The organism is Bradyrhizobium sp. LA6.8 (assembly GCF_040547935.1).
In the GTDB taxonomy this organism is placed as follows: domain Bacteria; phylum Pseudomonadota; class Alphaproteobacteria; order Rhizobiales; family Xanthobacteraceae; genus Bradyrhizobium; species Bradyrhizobium barranii.
The window spans coordinates 1-15,079 of the sequence record NZ_JBEPQQ010000015.1; the positions used below are offsets into that span (position 1 = coordinate 1).

The window sequence follows — 15,079 nt, forward strand, 5'->3', positions numbered from 1 at the left end:
AGCTCCGACGACCCGAGCGCTACCAGCAGAGCACGCCGATCAAAGGGGTCCCTTTTGGATGCCGCTAGGGGGTCCCAGTCGAACGCCGATTGACAAGGAGCAGCTCGAGTGTGCGACCCACATCCGATGGAACGGCCGCCGCCCGGACCGATTGATTTGTACGGAAGGGCCGCTCTCAAGGAGCGGTCATCCGTTCGGCACGATTTGAGCGCGCTGTGACTCCGGTGGACATCGCTGGCGGCAACGTCAAGGAGGAATAGCCATGAGCGACCAAGTGCGGCAGGCCATTCATCGGACGGCGCGGATGCTCGCCCTGTACCTCGTGCTCGGCGGATCCGGCCTGGGACTCCAAAACCAGGCGCTCGCAGGCTCCCGCTTCGACGGGACTTGGAATCTGGTCTTCGTCACCCAGCGCGGCGCTTGCGACTCGACCTACAATTTTACGGTCAATGTCGTGAATGGCAACGTCAGCCACCCGAACATCCTGACCTTCAGAGGCCGTGTGACGCCGTCCGGGGCCGTTCGCGCCTCGGTCAGAGTCGGACAGAAGTACGCATCGGGATCGGGCAGGCTGTCCGGAGCGTCGGGCAGAGGCATCTGGATGCGGTCGCGCGGACGGGTCGCGCTGTGCAGGCACTTGGACCGCGCAGAGGAATTGATCCGACGCTCCGGACAGCCTTGAGCTCGACTAATGTTCGTGGAATGACGGTGGTCGCCATCGTGGCCGGCCTGCTGCCGATCATGTGGAGCACCGGCACCGGATCCGAGATCATGCAGCGCATCGCGGTGCCGATGATCGGCGGCATGACCTCCTCGACGCTGCTGACGCTGATCGTGATCCCAGCGATCTTCGGGCTGATCAAGGGCGTCGGTCTGCCGCCCGAGTCGCCCGCGGAAGTTGTGCCTCTGCCGCCGATCAGGTCCACACGGCGTCGGGAGCCGATTCCCGAGCGAGCCGAATGAGGTGAACCATGATGAACGACATGACGTCAGGAATGATGGGAGGAATGGGGCTCACGTTCGCCCTGGTCGTCATCGTTCTGGTCTTGGCGGCTGCGGCGCTGATCAAATATCTCTCCAAGGGAGATTGAGGATGCGTCGTCCCGTTCTTGCAGCATTGGCTGCCACCCTGATGTGCTCACCTGTTCTCGCGGAGCAGGATGCGGCCGCGCGAGGCGAACGGGATTTCCGGGCCTGTATGCCCTGTCACTCCCTCGAGCCGGATCGGAACATGACCGGCCCCAGCCTCGCAGGCGTGTGGGGCCGCAAGGCGGGTAGCCTGCAAAGCTTGGAGCGCTACTCCGACGCGCTCAAGTCGTCCGGAATCATTTGGGACGACCGCTCCCTTGACGCCTGGCTGACTGCCCCGGATCGCATGGTGCCGGGCAACGAAATGCCTTTCAATGGCATCAAGGATGGCCGCGCCCGTGCCGATCTGCTCGCGTTCCTTAAGGAAGCCACGAAACCCGGCGGCCCGGCCCAGCGGAATGCCCAGGCTCCGATGGGCAGTATGGGAGGCATGATGGGCGGAATGATGGGTGGGGGCGGCCGCGATCCCAACTTGAAAAGTCTCGATCCGAACATGCAGGTTAAGGCGATCACCTACTGCCACGACACCTATCGCGTCACCACCGCGGACGGCAAAACGCGCGCATTCTGGGAACGCAATCTTCGCATGAAGACGGATTCCGGCAAAGATAGCCCGCAAAGCGGCGCGCCTGCGCTCGTGCGGGAATGATGGGCGACCGCGCCGATGTGATTTTTGCCGCGCCCGCCGAGATCAGCAAGACAATCGAACCGCACTGCTAGGAGATTCCCAATGGGCTTCTACAACGACGTCATTTTGCCGCGGCTCTGCGATCTTGCGATGCGGAACAAGGATCTACTGCCCTACCGCGAGCGGGCGATCCGTGCGGCACGGGGCCGGGTGCTCGAGATCGGCATCGGATCTGGCCGCAATCTCCCCTTCTACGGGCCGGCCGTGAAGCAAGTCGTGGGGCTCGAACCCGGTCCGAAGCTCCTCGAGATGGCGCGCCACGCCCGACAGCCGGATATTCCCGTCGAATTCGTCGAAGCTTCGGCCGAGGCGATTCCGATAGAGGACCGCAGCATGGATACCGTTGTGACGACCTGGACTATGTGCAGCATCCCGGATATCGACCGCGCTCTCGCGGAGGCCCGCCGGGTGCTGACGCCGGGCGGCAAGTTGGTCTTCGTCGAGCACGGCCGCGCGCCCGAACCGCGCGTGCGGTGGTGGCAAGATCGCCTGACGCCCGCATGGAGGCGCATCTCAGGCGGTTGTCATCTCAATCGAGACATTGCTGACGTGCTTCGCAGAAACGGCTTTGATATCGAAGTGATGCACACCGGTTACATGAATGGACTGAAACCTATGACCTTCATGTATGAGGGCCAGGCGAGCCCTCGTTGATGCCGCCATCGATTCGGGCAAATGGCGTCCCCAAGCCCGCCGAACTTTCAGTTGTTCTCGCTGGCGGACGATCCCGACGGACTCTGGGTCGCGCCAACATTAGGAAGGATTTCGCGCCACGAGCTTTCGATCGACATTCATCGTCACCCGAACGCCCCGGCCGGGCGCGGACTCGACATTGAAGTCCGTTTTCGCATTTTCCTTCAACGTTTGAACAATAAGTGCGCCGATCTTTCCCGGAACCGGCCAGCAAATGCCTTCCGGCAATCCAACTCCATCGTCCGCGACGAAGACGCGATACCGGTTGTCGCTCCGGCGCAGACATTCGATCGTGATCACGCCCTGTTCGCGACCATCGAATGCACGTTTGAAGGAGTTGGTCAGGATTTCATTTACAACTAGTCCGACCGACAGCGCGGTGTTGACGGAGACAGGCGCATATTCCATTTTCTGCTCGAGCCTAATTCCTCGACGGCGCAGGTGTTCATGACCGCGGCGGCGATCTGGCTCAAGTAGTGGCCGAGGTCGATCTCATCGCCGGCGCCGTCGTTCGAAAGCGTCTGGTAAAGCAGATGCAAGGACTCGATGCGACCGGCAAGCGTCTGCAGGTTGACCTTTTCGCCCCGTCTTTCGTTGCGGGCCTCGAGCCGCATCAGCGCGACGATCAGTTGAAGATTGTTCTTCACGCGGTGCTGCAGTTCCCGGAGCAGGATATCCTTGTCGCGAATCTGCCGTGCGTACTCCTCCCGTTCCGCGCGCGCCCTGTCGGTTATGTCGATCAGCGCGGCGATGCGATAATTTCTCGGTCCCGTCCTCGTTTTGAATGAGACCGGAGAACGCTTCGACGACAAGCGCCCTTGGGTGCTCCGCCCGGAAGGTGCCGAGAAACTCTTCTTCGCTTTTCAGCACGGACAGATCCAGCGTGACGTTTGAATCGTTTTCGTCCCTGAACCCAGCCAGAATCGACCAGCCCTTGCCGCGGCAATCGTTCACGTCCTGGCCGATTAGAGTTTCAAATGCTTTGTTCGCGTAACAGATGCGCTGATCGCCGCGAAAGAACTTCGACACCACGATGGCAATGGGGATGCAATCGAGGAACTGCTTGAACTCTTCCGTCTCGAGCGCCCTCGAGAGTTCCGCCGAGTCGAAGAGATCGTTGATCTGCTGCGCCGTGGTTTCCGATGGCTCTGGATCGGGTTGCTCGGATGACATGATCGGTCCCTTTCTTCAGCCCCATGGCGCTGCTGAGGCGGCGGCACTATGGCCAGCATCTTTACCGGCGCCGGTGGGAAACGGCCAATGATGGCACAGGTGAGGGACCGGCGTCGCCTGCGTAATCGGGAACGGAAAGTCATCCCCTCGACGACCGGAATGACCGAACGACTCATGCACGAAAGCAACAATGGCGACGTTTGGGCGCGCGCGTGCGATCTGGCCTCGAAGCCGTCCGACGTGAAACACCAGGCCGTTAGCGAGCGGTCCGCCGCGAACGGAGCCGAGGAGCAGGGCTCGTATACCATTGCCGCTCGGTCGCACTGAGTGGCCGGCCTGCGCGCCAGCCCCGGTGGCTGCGAAGTCGAACAGAGGGTGCTCCGCCGGTGGCCGCCCCACCGCGCTTCACGAGCTTTCGATTGCGCTCTCCCGGAGGTTGCGCTGAATGAGAGCAATATTGCGAACCGGTTTTCAGCGCAGGTCCGCCGGTAGAGACGACCTTGTCCTCCGTGGTTTCGGGACTGGGTCGCCTGTCTTTGGGGGAATTGGGGCAGCTACTCTGACCGCTCACCTTGTTCAAGATTCCGAATCCCAAAATCGAAAAATTGCGCTAGGATCGGGCTTTCCCGCATAGGGGCATTTCATGTTCGACACCTCCACCACCGCGCTTTTGCGCGCGGTTCTCGACGAAGTCTGCGAGAGCGTTTCGCGCCGCGAGATCGGAGCGCGCACCCACGTCGCCACGAAGATACTGGAAGCCGCCGCCCGCGGAGAGGTGTCGCCCGAAACTCTCAAGCAGGTCGGGCGTCAAGCTCTCTCGCAAGCCCCGACCATGTGGCGCTGACCGGGCGAGGAGGCGGGGGTGAATTTTCAGGTCACGGTGCTGAAGATCCTGGTGAGCTACCCGGATGGATTTGCCGTGATGGCCGACCTCAAGCGCGACATGGCGATCCTGGCGACCAGCGGTCGGGACTGGGCCGACCGCACCAAGCGGCTGGCGGCGCGCGTGCCGGACCTGGACATCTTTTCGCAAGGCCTCGTCGCGCGCGAGAGTGGCGGCTGGAAGATCACTGCCGAGGGGCGGACGGTGCTGGAACTCATGGAGGCGCGCCCGGTCGCCGACCTGGCGATAGAGACGGTACCGGCCGTAGATGCGCCGTTGCCGCCGCTGCCGCAGCCGGCCGAGCGGGCGAAGCGCCGTCGCGAACGTCGCGAGCGTGCGCGCGAGGCGCGTGAACGGGCCCGGGCGAACGCTTCCTCTGCGTAATGGCGCCCTGCAGACGTTCCTGGATCGAAGCCGTAGGTCATTGCGGCGAGAGAGCGACGCGAGCCATCGCGACTTAACGCAGCGCGCATCGTGCTCTTGTACTCTCGCAACAGGTTCTTCCGTGAGAACCGTCGGCCTTCGCCTCGCCGCATTGCTGCGATCGCGTATGTCGGCATGGGACTGATTGTTATGCGATGGACTTCCATCTTTTGACCGATGCCCTTCAGGTTTTCGTAGTTGCGCGACACCGAGCTTGATTTGACGATATCACCCACGCCTGGCGCCTCCATCACCGTTGCACTGATGCAAACTTCGTCGACTTCTGCGAGACCTTGCACGCGTGCGGCGATATTCACGTCCTGTCCGAAATAGTCGATCCGGTCGTTGAGCGTCACCGCAATCGCCCGCCCCCTGTGGACACCGACCTTGAGGCCCAGCGGTCGCGAAGCAGTCCGGTTGAATCGCGACAGCTCTTCGATCATCTCGATGGAGGGCGCACACCGCGTCCTGGGGACGCTCGAACCCGGCCATGACCGCGTCGCCAATCGTCTTGATAATGGTGCCGGATCGCTCACTGATGATCCTGTTCAAGATCTCGAAGTGTTGGCGAACCAAGAAATACGCGTTCACATCACCAACGCTTTCATACAGCGGGGTCGACTGCTTCAGATCGGTGAACAGAAAAGTCATGTCTGAGACTTTGATGCTCTCGCCCTCATCCACCAGCTGCGCCTTGTAGAGTTCGCGGAAGCTCGGGGTGAGCAGCAACCGCTTGCCCGAAAAAAACGGTTCATATTCGACCAGATGGGGCGCGAAACCGAAGGGATACTGGACGAACCAGAAGCGGCCGCGATCGCCGGCCGGCCCGCGAGGCAGAGTTGATTGCGATCTTCAAGGAAGCCACCCGACTCGAGGCAGACTTCTGGGAGATGGGCTGGCGCGCGGGCCAGCGTGTCGAATAGCCCCTTTGGTAGTTGTCAGGCTCATAACCTGAAGGTCATAGGTTCAAATCCTATCCCCGATTTGAACCTACCGTTCGACAAGGTTTTGAGTTTTAGGCGGACGATCGGAGGAAATATCGCAGATTCGCTCCGTGTGGGGAAAGGCGGTAGGGTCTTCCGCCACCAATCTGCGATATTGCTTGCGATCCTACGACTTTCAGCGATTTCGTGCGCCCGTCGAAGTGGGCTGACCTCCATCAACGCGACCAAATCGTCCCACGACTCGAGGTCTTACGGGAACGTTGAGCCCCACTTGATATTGCCGGTGGCCGTCCACCAAGGCGTCGGTTCGCAACTGTAATATCTTTGGTTTTGCATGCGGCGACAGGCCGAGGCCTCACGCTCAGCAGCGGACATATGCTGCCGAAAATTACCAGTATACGCCGATCGAAAGCCGAGCTTCGCGTTGGAAGCTCATATCACGGGACCGACGCCTATTGCGGCTTCCATTTGCCGCGAAACTCTCTCGGTGTAATTCCGGAAAATCGACGGAAAGCGCGAGTGAAATGCGCAGGGTCGGTGTAGCCCGAGGAAAATGCGACATCGATAATCTTGGCATTCGTGTCGCGCAGAAGTTTAGCGGCATTCTCAAAGCGGACGCCATCGAGCAAGTCAGAATATGTAACGCCCGCGCTTGAAAGTTTGCGCTGAAAGCTCCTGATGCTGATGCCGGCCATCTCTGCGATTTCTGCGATAGTTGGAATTCTATCGTCCAGGTAGGACGGCAGCATCAATTTGACTGCTGAGACGATTTCGTGGCCGGACGGCCCAACGTCGTCGCTATGTGAAGGCGCCGACGTCTCGACGGCGAGATTGGGGAGATCCAGAAATGAAACGGGAATATCGATCCACGAGGAATCCTGATCCGACATGAAGCGGGTATTTTGCCAGAACGACCGAGTCTCAAGGCTCGGTTCATAGCGGGCCTCGAAGGCCATGGTCGCCGGAACCCAATGGGGGCCGGAAAATTGCCTTACGATCTGCATCATGTAAACATTCTGAAGCCACTGCGAATGCTCAAGATGCGGCATCTTGGCCGTGCCCGCGATCTTGCTGCAAATTCTCACGTGATCGCCGTTGCGCTCCAGCCACACACTCACAGTCGTGTCTTCAAGCGACGCCCATTTGCACAATTGCCGCAGGGCAACAAGTAGCGTCGGTGAGAAGCGGATGATGGCGCGCATCTTTTCGCTCACGTGGCAGAATTGCAGCCGGCGCGCAGCTTGAAATCCAATGTCTGTGATGGCTTGCGACCGCTGTGCGGCTTCCGCGAAACGTACCGCTTGCAGGATTGGGATATAGCGGTCGGCCTTCTCTTCCAAAGAAGCTGGAAGGCGAAACTTGGTCAGCAACGCTTCTGTTGGAGCCCCGATCTCGTCACAAATGGCAGCGACAGGAATGATGAATTGGCAACGGGTCAAAGGAATGGTCATTTTCTGTCTTTCGTGCAGAATTTGAGTTTCGGCGGCCTCTCCCGTTTCGAGATGCGGCTTGGCTGAACTGTCGAAAGCCTAACAGTTCTCGGTTGGCGCGTATTGCAAAATGTTGCCAGATGCATTTGGAGGCGGAAGGGGGGAGGGTCTGGGTTGACCGCTGGGAGCAGGCGCGCTGTTCGGTTTCGGCTTGGCGGCTTATGGCAAGACCGCTCACGATTCCCCACTCATGCTCCAGCAAGAAGAAGGCTAGACGAGGCGTCACGGCTCTTCACCAGATGTCTTCGGTCCCATGAAGCCAGTTCAAATACCTTCCCGATACTCGGTGCGGGCAGCGATTGCTGCCTCACTGTGTCACGGTGACGCAGCCCTTCTACACACAGCACTCCAACTGGGGTTGAGCCCGCGCTCGTTGCAGCGTCATCTCGCCGGAATGGGCACCAGCTACAGTGACTTGGTTGCGGAAGTGCGCCTCGATACAGCCTGCTTCCTGCTTCTAGATTCCAACGAGCGTATATCGGACATCGCCTTGCGCCTCGGCTATGCGGGAACGAGTAGCTTCAGCCGTGTCTTCATGCGTTTGACAAAGATACAGCCTGTCATCTATCGGCGGCAGCGAGCTGTTCAAAGAAATGACAAGTCCCGACTCGGCAAGGAGCCGCATGCGGGCAATCAGCAGAAGCCGTCGCGACTGGCGCGAAATGGCAAGACATCTTCCCAGCCAAGCCGGAGTAACGTCGTGCGCCCTAGACAAGGGAAAAAACCGTTCTAATGGCACTGACTGAAGAACGTTAGCGTCAGCCCGCCACCGCTACGACAGGACAAGCGATGTTCATCATTCTCGTCAGCTACCTTGTCTTGATTTGGCTGGCATTTTCGAAGTTCAAGCTGATACGCCTGACCTGGTCGTCCGGAGCCGTCGCGGCCCTTGCAGGCATTGCCATTCTCGCCGTCTTCACGTCTTCATGGCGATGCTGAATTATCTCAGCCCGAACGGGCGCGTCGTGGTCGTATCACGTGTCGTGGAGGTGACGCCGAACGTCAGTGGCGAGGTGATTGCGATCCCCGTCAAACCAAACGTGCCGATAAAGGCCGACGCGGTCTTGTTCGAAATTGACCCGACGCCGTTTCGATACAAGGTCCGTCAGCTTGAAGCTGCACTAATCGCCGCTCAGCATCAGGCTGAGGTGCTGAAGGCGAATTACGATCAGGCCAATGCCGACGTGGCGGGTCTTGAAAAGCAGGTCGCCTTTCATGAAAAGAGGCTGAACGATATTGCCTCCCTGACGAACAGCGGAGCCGCCACGTCGTTTCGTGAACAGGATACGCGCGAGCAACTCGATATTACGATTGCCCAGTTGCAGTCCGCAAAGGCGCAACAGCGGAGCGCGAGGGCCTCGTTCGAATCGTCGATCGGCGGTGTCAACACCACCGTGGTGCAGACTCATGCGCAACTCGATGACGCAAAATGGGAGCTTGAGCAGACGACGGTCAAGGCGCCCTCGGACGGCTACGCCAGCGTCGTGGCGCTCGCGGTCGGTGCGCGCGCCCTGCGGGCGCGTGCGGCGATGTCCTTTATCGTAGAGTCCGACATTTCCATTGTCGGTGTGTTTTCGCAGAATGGCTTTGGCACCATCAAGCCCGGCGCGCGGGTGAGACTCGTTTTCGACAACGACCCTGGACGCATCTACGAGGCCAGGATCACGGAGATTCCGGAGGGGGTCGGGCAGGGGCAGATTGCGGTATCAGGGACGCTCGCTCGTGTCGGATCAATCGGCGGTACGAGCGCGTATCCCGCGGTGATTTCGCTTCCAGCGGACGCCAACCGCTCCATCTTGCGCCTCGGTACGTCGGGCGCGGCGACAGTGTTCGCCGAAAATGCGGGTCCCATCGGGCTCATCGCCCGTATCGTGCTCTGGGTCCGGTCCTATGCGGCTTATCTGTAAGAATTCGATAGCGATCCGGCAGCAAGAATTAGCGAAGGCCGCAGCCATTGGCGTGAAATGGCAAGATATCGTCCCCGGTTGCCGCGAAATAGCGGCGTGAAAACCACTTCCCGGTGCTCACCGGATGCCGGCAACGATGGTCTGAGTTGGGGCGGAGAGCATGACACGGGACACAGGGATCCGGCAGCCGAGGGGCCCCGTTTGAGGGCACGACTTCGGCCTGCCGCCGTGCGGACAGGATATAGAAAGGTGAACCAATGACGATACAGCGTGCCGCTCTTCTCGCCATTGCCGCTGCTGGCATGGCGTGTGTGCCGACGTTCCTTTCCGCTCAATCGGCAGCCGAGCCGAAGCCGCACATGCCGTTGGAGAAATCCATCGGACAGTCGAAGCCCGAGGTCGTTCCGTCGTTGTTTGTTCTCAACTCCAAGGGCGCCAGCCTGAAGGATGGAAAGCTCGTTCTCGCCGGAGTTTCTCCGAGTGCCATCGTATTTGCGGATCGCCCCGTGCGGGCTGCCGGACATGATCTGACGGCGCGGATCGTCGAGGATTGGGGCAACGGCAGCGACAATTTCGCAAAGGATCCGCCGAACGCTACGGTGTCCGGATTCAAGAAGGACGGATCGGCTGTCTTCGACGCGGTGGTTGTGCTGAAGTCGCCGAAGCTCGAAGGCGACAAGCTGACTTTCGACGTCGATGTGCTCGAAGGTGATCTGGCAGGAGCGGATGGGCCGGCATCGATCTTCATCGACATCATTGGCCGGCCGCTGACGCCGCTGTCGTTTGCTGGTGTCGCCCGCAGAACGGCCTGGCGCGGCGCTTACTATCGCGGCGCTGCTGTTGCTGGGGCCGCGGCTGTCGGAGCGGCTGCTGTGGCTGCCTATCCTTATTACTACCCGCCGCGCTGTGGCTATTATCCCTATCCGCCTTGCTACTAGGGATCCGCGCGACAATTCGAAATGACCTGATGGCAAGCGCAGGCGGGGCGTCGCTATCATGAGTATACTGCAATCTTGCAGGTTCTTCGCTAGCGCGTCGATCGCAAGCGCGAATGTGCCGGTCGCAGGCGTGACTGCCGGCTGCTGCGCAAGACCGAGGCCGCGGCCAATATGTTGGTCGGTACATCACCATTAAACCGCAATGGATTTCCTGACATCGACTGCGGATAGTTTCGAAAACTCAATCGAACAGCAAAGGAGCACCGGAAAATGTTGACGAAGCGAGAGTTACTTCGCTCTACCGCGGCGATCGCCGCGCTCGCCGCCATGACGGCGAAGTACAGCCCGGCAGTTGCGCAGAACAAGGCCGATTGGCCCAGGCTGTTGGAGGCCAAGGACATCGCCGAGGAAGGCTTCATCTACGGTCTGCCGATCGTGATGAACTATGCCATCATGTACGAGTACGCGGTAGATCGGAATTCAGGGCAGTTCAAAGCGCCGTTCAACCAAATCAAGAACGAGCCCAACGTTTACACCTACAAGGACACGGCAATCGTCACGCCGAACAGCGACACGCCTTATTCCTTCGTCTGGCTGGATTTGCGGGCGGAGCCGGTGGTGCTCTCGGTGCCGGCGATCGACCCGAAGCGCTACTACTCGGTCATGCTCTGTGACGGCAACACCTACAATTACGGCTATATCGGTACCCGAGCCACAGGGAGCGATGCAGGCGACTACATGGTGGTCGGGCCTGACTGGAAGGGTGATACCCCGGCGGGCATCAAGCAGGTGTTTCGCTCGAGCACAAAGTTTGCCCTCGCGGGCTATCGCACCCAGCTCTTTGGCCCGGATGATCTCGACAACGTCAAGAAGGTGCAGGCTGGCTACAAGGTGCAGATGCTCTCGGCCTATCTGAAGCAGACGCCGCCAGCGGCCGCGCCAACCATCGAATTTCCCAAGATCGACAAGGAACTCGTGAAGACCAACTTCTTCGATTATCTCGACTTCGCTCTGCAATTCGCGCCGGCGCAGGGTAATGAGAAGGAGATACGCGTCAAGCTGGCGCGCATCGGCGTTGGTCCTGGGAAGAGCTTCAACTTCAAGGACCTGCCAATGGAGCATAAGCTGGAGCTCGGCCTCGGCATGAAGGAGGGCCAGCGAAAGGTCGACGAGGCCGTCGCCAATGCAGGCAAGGCGATCAATGGCTGGCGGGTTAGCGGTCTCCCAGGAGATAGCGCCCACTACAATGGCGACTGGTTGAAGCGTGCCGTCGCCGCTCAGGCCGGCATTTATGGCAATGACCCGGCGGAAGCGACCTATCCGTTCACGCGGGTTGACAGCGACGGCCAGACGCTTGACGGCAGCAAGCACAATTACACACTGACCTTCCCGGCGGGACAACTGCCGCCGGTGAACTCCTTCTGGTCGGTGACGATGTATGACGGCAAGAGCCAACTCCTGGTCAAGAACCCGATCAATCGCTACCTCATCAACTCTCCGATGTTGCCGGCGATGAAAACGGACGCAGACGGTTCTCTGACGCTGTACATTCAAAAAGACAGCCCCGGCGCGGACAAGGAAGCAAATTGGCTTCCGGCGCCGGCTGACAAAATCTATCTCGTGATGCGCCTGTACTGGCCGAGGCCCACGGCACCTTCGATTCTGCCGCCCGGCAACGGCACCTGGCAGCCGCCTGCTATCAAGCGTGTTTGATGGCATCTGGACCAGTCATGCGGCCCTGAAGGTTGCTTGAGCGTCCGAACTCGTACTGGCGTCGTTGGCCGGCGCGAGTCCGAGCGTGACTCACGGGCTCTCAAGCACAATCGGAAGGGAAGATGGTGAGCAACGGGCGGAGCGCTGATCCTCGCGGCAATACTCGGCTTGGCGGAACAATCGGCGCCCACAGATCGACCTTTGCGCCTGCGCAGACAGCGAAGGAGCCCGCAGGAAACCGGGTGGGAGGACTCTTCCGTTGGCGGCTGCTAGCGACGTAGCATCACACAGCCTTAGCTTTGACGAATATTCCGACATGGTTGTTGGAGCGACGGGGAATTTCCTGCTGACTAGTGCCAGTCAAGCTCCCTGGTCGGTCGATCATTGCAAATTGGGCTCGATCGTCTTGCAGTTTGGCCTGGAGGGTGGCTCCAAGATCTTGCACGGCATTTCGTGTCCAGATGCTTTGAGCTTTATCTTTCAGGATGAGAAAATTGCTGATCGCCTGATTTTTGATGGTCAAATCCTTCAGCCTCACGACTTCGTGGTGCTTCCGCCTCGGAGCGAGTTTACGTTCGCGTCGTGCGGCATCCATCGTTGGATGTCGATTTCGATGCCTGTTGGGCTCTTTGAAACATTTGTTATCAGGACCGGAAGAAGCGATCTTACATGGCTCGAGAAAGAGAAGTGCGCCATTTCGTCCCCGAAACAATTTCTCAATTGCTTGACTGCGGCAACAGCGAGCACAGCGACCCTCGTGCGCAAGGAGCAAGCGCCGACGCTCCACGGATTTGGTATTGATCGGTTGTTAAACGCATTGATCGGTGCAATTGCGGGCTCGGACAACGAAATGTGTCTCCCAACGGAGAAGTCCCGATTGTCCAGCGACACCGTGGCAAAAGCTTTGAAGTATGCCCGTGGTCAGAAATGGGGAGGGCTTCAGGTTGCTGACCTGGCCCTCGCTGCTGACGTAACAAGCCGGACGCTGTTGAGGACGTTCCGGCAGCAGCTGGGCGTCGGGCCGGCAAGCTATCTTAAGCTACGTCAACTCAACAAGGTCCGCCGTGCACTCCGCGGAAAATGTGTGCCGTCAAGTAAAGTCACAAACATCATGAGCGAACACGGCGTTACTGAATTCGGTCGTTTTGCCTCGGAATACAAAGCCCTTTTTGGAGAGCGCCCATCGGAGACGGTGGCGAGGTCGCGGGTGCAAAGAGCGGGATGACGCGATGCGCTTGAGCCGGCATCATCGGCCGCAGCGCGCAAATTCGCTAAGTGCAATTCGCGCCTCCGAGCGCGCCTAAAAGAAGCGCGGACGCAACCGCCTGCGAAATGGCATTCGACCACATGGTAGGCCGCCTTGTTCAGTGACCGGTTTCCGACGAAGCATGTGGCTTCAAGACTGGCCTTGAGGTCGGTTGATGCTGCCGAAACGGAAGCGTCGCGCTGCAGTGTACCGAATTTGCAACGGGCCAACTTCTTTCGAAGGTTGTCCGATTTTACATAGCGACCGGTAGTTGACCCAAATACTTTCGGTACAGGCCCGCGAACTTGCGGCTGATGTGTGTTTCCAAAGGATTCAAAAATGAAAAAGATCGTACTCGCCGCTGCTGCGTTCGCTGCATTCGTAGCCCCTGCGTTCGCTGCCGACCTGCCGCAGCGAACTTACGCCCCGGTCAAGGCCCCCTTGATGGCTGCGGTCTACGACTGGACCGGCTTCTACATCGGCGGTAACGGCGGCTATGGAACGAGCCGTAATTGCTGGGGTGTCGTACCGGCAGGTGGCGCGGTCATTCCCGACGGTTGCCACAGTCAGTCGGGAGGCGTCATCGGTGGACAGGTCGGCTACCGTTGGCAGGCTGGTCAGTTTGTGTTCGGTCTGGAAGGCCAGGGCGACTGGGCAAGCATGCGCAGTTCACACGTGAGTGTTGTTGATCCGCTTCTTGCCGATTCTTCCAAGGTTACTAGCTTGGGCCTTTTCACCGGCCAGGTTGGCTACGCCTGGAACGCAGCGTTGCTGTATTTGAAAGGCGGCGCGGCGGTGACGAACAACAACCTTCTTCAAGCGACCACGTTTGGAGGCGTTGGCCTGAACTATGCGACCTCAACCCGTTGGGGCGGCGCCATCGGCGTTGGGTTCGAATACGGCTTCACGCCGAACTGGTCGGCCGCCATTGAATACGATCGCTTGATCATGGGTAATGCCAACAATTCCTTCTCGGTACCGGCAGGCGCTGCTGCTGTGGTCAATCGGATCAGCCAAGATGTGGATCTGATCACCGTGCGAGTGAACTACAAATTCGGTGGACCCGTCGTTGCGGCATACTGATCTTTGCTAGCTAACGCAAAGGCCGGCTTGGCAGCTGGCCCTCGTCGGCCTCTTGGCCATTTTGGAGCGGAGTTTTCGTGATGAACGACATGAAGAAGTTTATTATTGGAGCAGCGTTTGCTGCAGTCAGTGCTACCGGCGCCTTTGCGGCAGACCTTCCTGTGCAGGCCTATAGGAGCGCGCCCGTGGTGGCCCAGGTCTATAACTGGACCGGCCTCTATGTCGGCGTGAACGGAGGTTACGGCTGGGGCTCGCAAGATCCGCTGACGCTCGTCTCCAACAGGTTCGACCGTACAAGCTTCAATATCAGTGGCGGGATGCTCGGCGGCACCATGGGCGCCCAGATCCAGCAGGGATATGTGGTGATCGGCCTCGAGGGTGATCTCGATTGGGCGAACATCAAGGGCAACGGCATCTCAAATCCGGCTATCGCTGGCATCGGGCAGGGTATTACGCTCGATATCGCGTCCAAGGTCAGCGCCATTGGAACGGCAAGAGCACGCGTTGGCGTCGCTTTGAATAACTCGCTGTTCTACGTAACCGGCGGTGCGGCATTTGTGAAATCGAGCGCCAATGGCACCTCAGTTGCGGGCTTGCCTTGCGGTACGCTTGGTGTGCTCCTGAATTGCGCGGCCTCCGCCTGGCGCCCTGGCATCGTTGCAGGCCTGGGCATCGAATATGGCTTCACACCTAACTGGTCCTTGAAGGGTGAATATCTTTTCACGCAGGTGGTCGGCACGGGCGTAAGCACTGACAAGCTCAATACCTTCCGCGGCGGCATCAATTATCGATTTTGAAATGGAAGATGC

17 protein-coding genes and 5 pseudogenes are annotated in these 15,079 nt (G+C 59.4%); 16 read left to right on the forward strand and 6 right to left on the reverse strand.

Annotation, left to right across the window (positions count from 1 at the left end; genetic code table 11):
* Positions 1 to 262: 262 nt before the first annotated feature.
* The 4 genes and pseudogenes from ABIA90_RS42370 to ABIA90_RS42385 all read left to right on the forward strand — a co-directional run bounded on the left by ABIA90_RS42370 (position 263) and on the right by ABIA90_RS42385 (position 2,431).
* Positions 263 to 682 carry a hypothetical protein gene (locus ABIA90_RS42370; RefSeq protein ID WP_247314859.1) on the forward strand — a complete coding sequence of 140 codons (420 nt, stop codon included), beginning with the start codon at positions 263 to 265 and terminating at the stop codon, positions 680 to 682.
* Between the two features lie 17 nt (positions 683 to 699).
* Positions 700 to 963: pseudogene (locus ABIA90_RS42375) on the forward strand (efflux RND transporter permease subunit); the annotation flags it as partial.
* 130 nt (positions 964 to 1,093) lie between these two features.
* Entirely contained in the window at positions 1,094 to 1,738 is a 645-nt protein-coding gene (locus tag ABIA90_RS42380; RefSeq protein WP_354121984.1) for a c-type cytochrome, read from the forward strand.
* An 81-nt stretch (positions 1,739 to 1,819) separates the two neighbouring features.
* Positions 1,820 to 2,431: a class I SAM-dependent methyltransferase gene (locus ABIA90_RS42385; protein WP_354121983.1), complete on the forward strand. Its 612-nt coding sequence runs from the start codon at positions 1,820 to 1,822 to the stop codon at positions 2,429 to 2,431.
* Between the two features lie 99 nt (positions 2,432 to 2,530).
* Here ABIA90_RS42385 and ABIA90_RS42390 read toward each other — a convergent pair whose 3' ends face one another.
* From ABIA90_RS42390 to ABIA90_RS42400, 3 genes and pseudogenes are all read right to left on the reverse strand, one after another.
* On the reverse strand, positions 2,531 to 2,878 hold the full coding sequence (locus ABIA90_RS42390) for an ATP-binding protein (RefSeq protein ID WP_247314865.1): 348 nt from the start codon (positions 2,876 to 2,878) through the stop codon (positions 2,531 to 2,533).
* The gene (locus tag ABIA90_RS42395; RefSeq protein WP_354121982.1) at positions 2,830 to 3,282 is read right to left on the reverse strand and encodes a histidine kinase dimerization/phosphoacceptor domain -containing protein; all 453 of its coding nucleotides are present in this window, start codon (positions 3,280 to 3,282) and stop codon (positions 2,830 to 2,832) included. Before ABIA90_RS42395 ends, ABIA90_RS42390 begins: the two co-directional genes overlap by 49 nt.
* Before the next feature lie 100 nt (positions 3,283 to 3,382).
* Positions 3,383 to 3,643, reverse strand: a pseudogene (locus ABIA90_RS42400) (PAS domain-containing protein); the annotation flags it as partial.
* 87 nt (positions 3,644 to 3,730) lie between these two features.
* Here ABIA90_RS42400 and ABIA90_RS42405 point away from each other — a divergent pair.
* The 3 genes from ABIA90_RS42405 to ABIA90_RS42415 all read left to right on the forward strand — a co-directional run bounded on the left by ABIA90_RS42405 (position 3,731) and on the right by ABIA90_RS42415 (position 4,910).
* A complete protein-coding gene (locus ABIA90_RS42405) occupies positions 3,731 to 3,970 on the forward strand; it encodes a hypothetical protein (RefSeq protein ID WP_354121981.1) in 240 nt (79 codons plus the stop codon).
* Between the two features lie 316 nt (positions 3,971 to 4,286).
* Positions 4,287 to 4,487: a hypothetical protein gene (locus ABIA90_RS42410; protein ID WP_247314869.1), complete on the forward strand. Its 201-nt coding sequence runs from the start codon at positions 4,287 to 4,289 to the stop codon at positions 4,485 to 4,487.
* Positions 4,488 to 4,505: 18 nt separating this feature from the next.
* Complete coding sequence (locus tag ABIA90_RS42415) at positions 4,506 to 4,910, forward strand: hypothetical protein (protein WP_354121980.1); 405 nt, start codon at positions 4,506 to 4,508, stop codon at positions 4,908 to 4,910.
* 254 nt (positions 4,911 to 5,164) lie between these two features.
* Here ABIA90_RS42415 and ABIA90_RS42420 read toward each other — a convergent pair.
* Both ABIA90_RS42420 and ABIA90_RS42425 read right to left on the reverse strand, forming a co-directional pair.
* A pseudogene (locus ABIA90_RS42420) lies at positions 5,165 to 5,392 on the reverse strand (adenylate/guanylate cyclase domain-containing protein); the annotation flags it as partial.
* Between the two features lie 82 nt (positions 5,393 to 5,474).
* Positions 5,475 to 5,600 (reverse strand): annotated as a pseudogene (locus ABIA90_RS42425) (hypothetical protein); the annotation flags it as partial.
* A 170-nt stretch (positions 5,601 to 5,770) separates the two neighbouring features.
* Between ABIA90_RS42425 and ABIA90_RS42430 the strand changes: the two are divergent.
* Positions 5,771 to 5,872 (forward strand): annotated as a pseudogene (locus ABIA90_RS42430) (thiaminase II); the annotation flags it as partial.
* Between the two features lie 473 nt (positions 5,873 to 6,345).
* On the opposite strand, the gene ABIA90_RS42435 reads toward ABIA90_RS42430, so the two are convergent.
* Positions 6,346 to 7,344 (reverse strand): AraC family transcriptional regulator, encoded by a 999-nt coding sequence (locus ABIA90_RS42435; RefSeq protein WP_354121979.1) that lies wholly within the window; start codon positions 7,342 to 7,344, stop codon positions 6,346 to 6,348.
* A 292-nt stretch (positions 7,345 to 7,636) separates the two neighbouring features.
* Here ABIA90_RS42435 and ABIA90_RS42440 point away from each other — a divergent pair, with 292 nt between their 5' ends.
* The 8 genes from ABIA90_RS42440 to ABIA90_RS42475 all read left to right on the forward strand — a co-directional run bounded on the left by ABIA90_RS42440 (position 7,637) and on the right by ABIA90_RS42475 (position 15,067).
* Complete coding sequence (locus ABIA90_RS42440) at positions 7,637 to 8,116, forward strand: helix-turn-helix domain-containing protein (protein ID WP_354121978.1); 480 nt, start codon at positions 7,637 to 7,639, stop codon at positions 8,114 to 8,116.
* Positions 8,117 to 8,172: 56 nt separating this feature from the next.
* Complete coding sequence (locus ABIA90_RS42445; RefSeq protein WP_354121977.1) at positions 8,173 to 8,322, forward strand: hypothetical protein; 150 nt, start codon at positions 8,173 to 8,175, stop codon at positions 8,320 to 8,322.
* A complete protein-coding gene (locus tag ABIA90_RS42450) occupies positions 8,310 to 9,290 on the forward strand; it encodes an HlyD family secretion protein (RefSeq protein WP_354121976.1) in 981 nt (326 codons plus the stop codon). Before ABIA90_RS42445 ends, ABIA90_RS42450 begins: the two co-directional genes overlap by 13 nt.
* A 257-nt stretch (positions 9,291 to 9,547) precedes the next feature.
* Positions 9,548 to 10,228, forward strand: a complete 681-nt coding sequence (locus ABIA90_RS42455) for a hypothetical protein (RefSeq protein ID WP_354121975.1) — start codon at positions 9,548 to 9,550, stop codon at positions 10,226 to 10,228.
* Between the two features lie 270 nt (positions 10,229 to 10,498).
* A complete protein-coding gene (locus tag ABIA90_RS42460) occupies positions 10,499 to 11,941 on the forward strand; it encodes a DUF1254 domain-containing protein (RefSeq protein WP_354121974.1) in 1,443 nt (480 codons plus the stop codon).
* Positions 11,942 to 12,200: 259 nt separating this feature from the next.
* Complete coding sequence (locus ABIA90_RS42465) at positions 12,201 to 13,166, forward strand: helix-turn-helix domain-containing protein (protein WP_354121973.1); 966 nt, start codon at positions 12,201 to 12,203, stop codon at positions 13,164 to 13,166.
* Between the two features lie 360 nt (positions 13,167 to 13,526).
* Positions 13,527 to 14,270 carry an outer membrane protein gene (locus tag ABIA90_RS42470; RefSeq protein ID WP_354121972.1) on the forward strand — a complete coding sequence of 248 codons (744 nt, stop codon included), beginning with the start codon at positions 13,527 to 13,529 and terminating at the stop codon, positions 14,268 to 14,270.
* A gap of 80 nt (positions 14,271 to 14,350) precedes the next feature.
* Positions 14,351 to 15,067 (forward strand): outer membrane protein, encoded by a 717-nt coding sequence (locus ABIA90_RS42475; RefSeq protein ID WP_354121971.1) that lies wholly within the window; start codon positions 14,351 to 14,353, stop codon positions 15,065 to 15,067.
* Positions 15,068 to 15,079: the final 12 nt, after the last annotated feature.

Excerpts from the sequence above, each read along its gene's own strand:
- ABIA90_RS42370 (WP_247314859.1), top strand. The coding sequence starts at position 263 with ATGAGCGACCAAGTGCGGCAGGCCATTCATCGGACGGCGCGGATGCTC.
- ABIA90_RS42380 (WP_354121984.1), top strand. The coding sequence starts at position 1,094 with ATGCGTCGTCCCGTTCTTGCAGCATTGGCTGCCACCCTGATGTGCTCA.
- ABIA90_RS42385 (WP_354121983.1), top strand. The coding sequence starts at position 1,820 with ATGGGCTTCTACAACGACGTCATTTTGCCGCGGCTCTGCGATCTTGCG.
- ABIA90_RS42390 (WP_247314865.1), bottom strand. The coding sequence starts at position 2,878 with ATGGAATATGCGCCTGTCTCCGTCAACACCGCGCTGTCGGTCGGACTA.
- ABIA90_RS42405 (WP_354121981.1), top strand. The coding sequence starts at position 3,731 with ATGATGGCACAGGTGAGGGACCGGCGTCGCCTGCGTAATCGGGAACGG.
- ABIA90_RS42410 (WP_247314869.1), top strand. The coding sequence starts at position 4,287 with ATGTTCGACACCTCCACCACCGCGCTTTTGCGCGCGGTTCTCGACGAA.
- ABIA90_RS42435 (WP_354121979.1), bottom strand. The coding sequence starts at position 7,344 with ATGACCATTCCTTTGACCCGTTGCCAATTCATCATTCCTGTCGCTGCC.
- ABIA90_RS42440 (WP_354121978.1), top strand. The coding sequence starts at position 7,637 with ATGAAGCCAGTTCAAATACCTTCCCGATACTCGGTGCGGGCAGCGATT.
- ABIA90_RS42445 (WP_354121977.1), top strand. The coding sequence starts at position 8,173 with ATGTTCATCATTCTCGTCAGCTACCTTGTCTTGATTTGGCTGGCATTT.
- ABIA90_RS42450 (WP_354121976.1), top strand. The coding sequence starts at position 8,310 with ATGGCGATGCTGAATTATCTCAGCCCGAACGGGCGCGTCGTGGTCGTA.
- ABIA90_RS42455 (WP_354121975.1), top strand. The coding sequence starts at position 9,548 with ATGACGATACAGCGTGCCGCTCTTCTCGCCATTGCCGCTGCTGGCATG.
- ABIA90_RS42460 (WP_354121974.1), top strand. The coding sequence starts at position 10,499 with ATGTTGACGAAGCGAGAGTTACTTCGCTCTACCGCGGCGATCGCCGCG.
- ABIA90_RS42470 (WP_354121972.1), top strand. The coding sequence starts at position 13,527 with ATGAAAAAGATCGTACTCGCCGCTGCTGCGTTCGCTGCATTCGTAGCC.
- ABIA90_RS42475 (WP_354121971.1), top strand. The coding sequence starts at position 14,351 with ATGAACGACATGAAGAAGTTTATTATTGGAGCAGCGTTTGCTGCAGTC.